Annotated in this window: 3 protein-coding genes; all 3 read right to left on the minus strand. The window is 71.6% G+C overall.

Annotated elements, in window-relative coordinates; translation table 11 throughout:
* Window positions 1-30 precede the first annotated feature (30 nt).
* The 3 genes from ACFU99_RS39020 to ACFU99_RS39030 all read right to left on the minus strand — a co-directional run bounded on the left by ACFU99_RS39020 (window position 31) and on the right by ACFU99_RS39030 (window position 3020).
* Complete coding sequence (locus ACFU99_RS39020) at window positions 31-1524, minus strand: cryptochrome/photolyase family protein (RefSeq protein WP_384402090.1); 1494 nt, start codon at window positions 1522-1524, stop codon at window positions 31-33.
* Window positions 1525-1611: 87 nt separating this feature from the next.
* Window positions 1612-2190, minus strand: coding sequence for a Uma2 family endonuclease (locus ACFU99_RS39025; protein ID WP_384402084.1), 579 nt, complete (start codon window positions 2188-2190; stop codon window positions 1612-1614).
* A 155-nt stretch (window positions 2191-2345) separates the two neighbouring features.
* The gene (locus tag ACFU99_RS39030; RefSeq protein WP_384402087.1) at window positions 2346-3020 is read right to left on the minus strand and encodes an NAD(P)H-binding protein; all 675 of its coding nucleotides are present in this window, start codon (window positions 3018-3020) and stop codon (window positions 2346-2348) included.
* Window positions 3021-3071 lie beyond the last annotated feature (51 nt).

A 3071-nucleotide genomic window follows, 5' to 3' on the forward strand; every position in this document is an offset into this window, starting at 1 on the left:
GATCACGCGACCGGCCCAACAAAGGGGCCGTCAGGGTGCCGCGTCCCCCCGCTCCCGCTCCTCCCGGCGTACGACGTCCAGGTCGCCGAGCCGGTCGAGCTGGGCGACCGGCCGGGCGGTGCGGTGGTTGTGGCGGAGCCGGTCGCGGTGCCGGTGTACGAACGTCCAGTAGCCGGCGGTGAAGGGGCAGGAGCGTTCGCCCGTACGGTCGCCCGGTGCGTAGCGGCAGGGGCCGCAGAAATCGCTCATGCGGTTCACGTAGGCGCCGCCGGAGGTGTAGGGCTTCGTCGTCATCCGGCCGCCGTCCGCGTACTGGGACATCCCGATGACGTTGGGGACCATCACCCAGTCGTAGCCGTCCACGAAGCAGCGGTGGAACCAGTCCGTGACGGCGTCCGGGTCCCAGCCGCGCTGGAGGGCGTAACTGCCGAGGACCATCAGCCGGGGAATGTGGTGGGTCCATCCGGTGTCCCGTACCTGGGCCAGGACCGTGCGCAGACATTGCGCCCGTACGGCGTCCGCGTCCAGGTCGCTCCACCAGTCGGGGAGCGCGGCGGTGTGCCGCAGGGCGTTGGAACGGCGGTACTCCTCGCCGAAGTACCAGTACAGCTGCCATACGTACTCGCGCCAGCCGGCGATCTGCCGGACGAAGCCCTCCACGCTGTTCAGCGGCGCCCGCCCGGCCCGCCACTCGGCCTCCGCCCGCTCAACGCACTCGTGCGGGTCGAGCAGCCCCAGGTTGAGCGAGGAGGACAGCAGGCTGTGGCTCATCACCGGGTCGGCCGCCAGCATGGCGTCCTCGTACGGGCCGAAGGCGTCGAGGCGGTGCGCGAGGAACCGCCGCAGGGCCGCCCGTGCCTCGGCGCGGGTCGCGGGGAACAGCCGCGGGCCGTCCCTGCCGACGAAGGACACGTCACCGTCCCGCTCCCAGCGGTCGAGATCGTGCCGTACCTCGTCGTCGATCTCGTCCTCCTGCGGCCGGTAGGGGGCGGGGGCGTCGAGCGTCTCCTCGCCCTTCGGCGGCGGCCGCCGGTTGTCGTGGTCGAGATTCCAGCGCCCTCCGGCCGGCGCGTCGCCGTCCATCAGCAGGCCGTGCTCGCGCCGCACCCACCGGTAGAAGTCCTCCTGCCGCAGCCCGGCCCCGCCGTGCCCGTCCGCCCAGGCGGCGAAGGACCGCGTCGGCACCATGAAGCCCCGTGCCGGACCCACGGTGACCTGGGGCAGGGAGCGTACGAGGCGCGCGGCGGCGTACGAGGTCGGATGATGCACCGTCACCGGCCCCCGCCCCACCCGCGCGAGCCCGTCCCGATAACTGTCCGCCCGCACGTACCGCATCCGCTCCCCGAACTCCGCCGCCCGGTGCCGCATGGCGGACAGCACCAGATGCGCCTTCGCCCGGTGAAACCGCCGCCGCCGGAACACCGACCGCGCCTCGATCATCAACAACGGCGCGTCCCGCGCCGGTCCGCTCTCACCCGGCACGAGAAAATGCGGTCCGAGCTGATCCCCGAAGAGCCAGTGCACAGCGGGCCTCTCAGTCGCGGTCACGAAGTCGCGGTCACGTCGCGGTCGCGGATGCCCGAAGCGAACCGGCCCGCCGGATGCCGGGCGTCAGATGGTCCCCAGGTCCACGGCGACGGGGAACGGCACGGCAGCCTTGAGCGTGCCGGTGAACATCTCGCCGTCCCGGTAGGCCTTGGTGGCGGGGTCGAGGACGTAGGTGTAGATGATCGGGACGCCGGTGGCGGCCTGCTCGACTCGCCAGTAGAAGGGGATGCCGGACTTGGCGTACTGGTCCACCTTCACGATCCGGTCGGTGGTCTCCGAGCCGGGCGACACGACCTCGACGACCAGGAGTACGTGCTCGGGCCGGGTAGGGGTGAGGTCGATGGTCTCCGCCCGGTAGACGACGACGTCCGGGCGTCGGTTGGTGAGCGGAACGTCCTGCGACCGGACGTCGAAGTCCGTGTCGGCGTTCCAGTCCGGGCCCGCCGCGCTGTCCAGGGCATTGGCCAGGATCCGGGCCAGTCGGCTGTGCCGCTTGGACGCGCTGGGGCTCGGACTGGGGCTCGCGACGACCATTCCGTCCACGATCTCGATGCCGGCACACTGCTCCTCGGACCAGGAGTCGTACTGCTCCGCGCCGACCTGCTGACGCATCCACGCGGGCGCCACCATCTCGGCGCTCATGGCGTACCTCCTCCGAGGAACCTCGACGGCTTCGGCACCGTCGGACTCAGATTACTGGCCTGTGCCGCCCTGCCGCCTTTCCGGCATGGCGTCCGGCACCGTCTCGACTGTGCCGCCGGGAGAGCCTCACCGAGTACGTCCGGCGGAACTCCTGATCAGCGGAGGCCGGCCGGTCGGTTGCCGTTCTGCCGGCGGACGGCGTCGGCGATGGGATCGGGGCCTTGGGCGAGTTCGAGGATGCGGTGGTGGATCTGGGGGGTGTGGACGAGTTCGGCGAGGGTGGCCGCGACGTCGTCACGGGTGATGTCGGTGTGGATCAGGGCGGGGGAGAGGCTGACCCGGCCGGTGCCCGCGGCGTCGGTGAGGGCGGCGGGGCGCAGGATGGTCCAGTCGAGGTCGGTGGCGGCCAGTTCGGCGTCTGCCTTCTTCTTGACGTCGATGTAGTGCTCGAAGGCGTCGGGCATGTCGCGGTGGCGCCAGGCTTCGGGGAAGACGGAGACGAGGAGCAGGCGGCGGATGCCTGCGAGGCGGGCCGCTTCGATGGCGGTGGTCAGGCCGGTGCCGTCGATGGCGGTGGTGGCTGCGGTGCCGCCTTCGCCGCCGGCTCCGGCGGCGAAGACCAGGACGTCGGTGTCGTGGAGGAGGGCGGCGAGGGTGGACGCGTCGAGACGGGTCAGGTCGCCATGGGTGGCGTGGATGCCCTCGGTGGCGAGGCGTTCGCCCTGTTCAGGGCGGCGGTAGAGTCCGTCGACCCGGTCGCCGGCGGCGGTCAGCAGACGGGCCAGACGGCTCCCGACGCCGCCGGCGATGCCCACGATGAATACCTTCATTGGTGTCGCTCTCCTTGATCGGCGCCGACCGGAGCAGGCGGTGGATGGGGC

The sequence above is a fragment of the Streptomyces sp. NPDC057654 genome (assembly GCF_042800135.1).
Classification (GTDB): Bacteria; Actinomycetota; Actinomycetes; order Streptomycetales; family Streptomycetaceae; genus Streptomyces.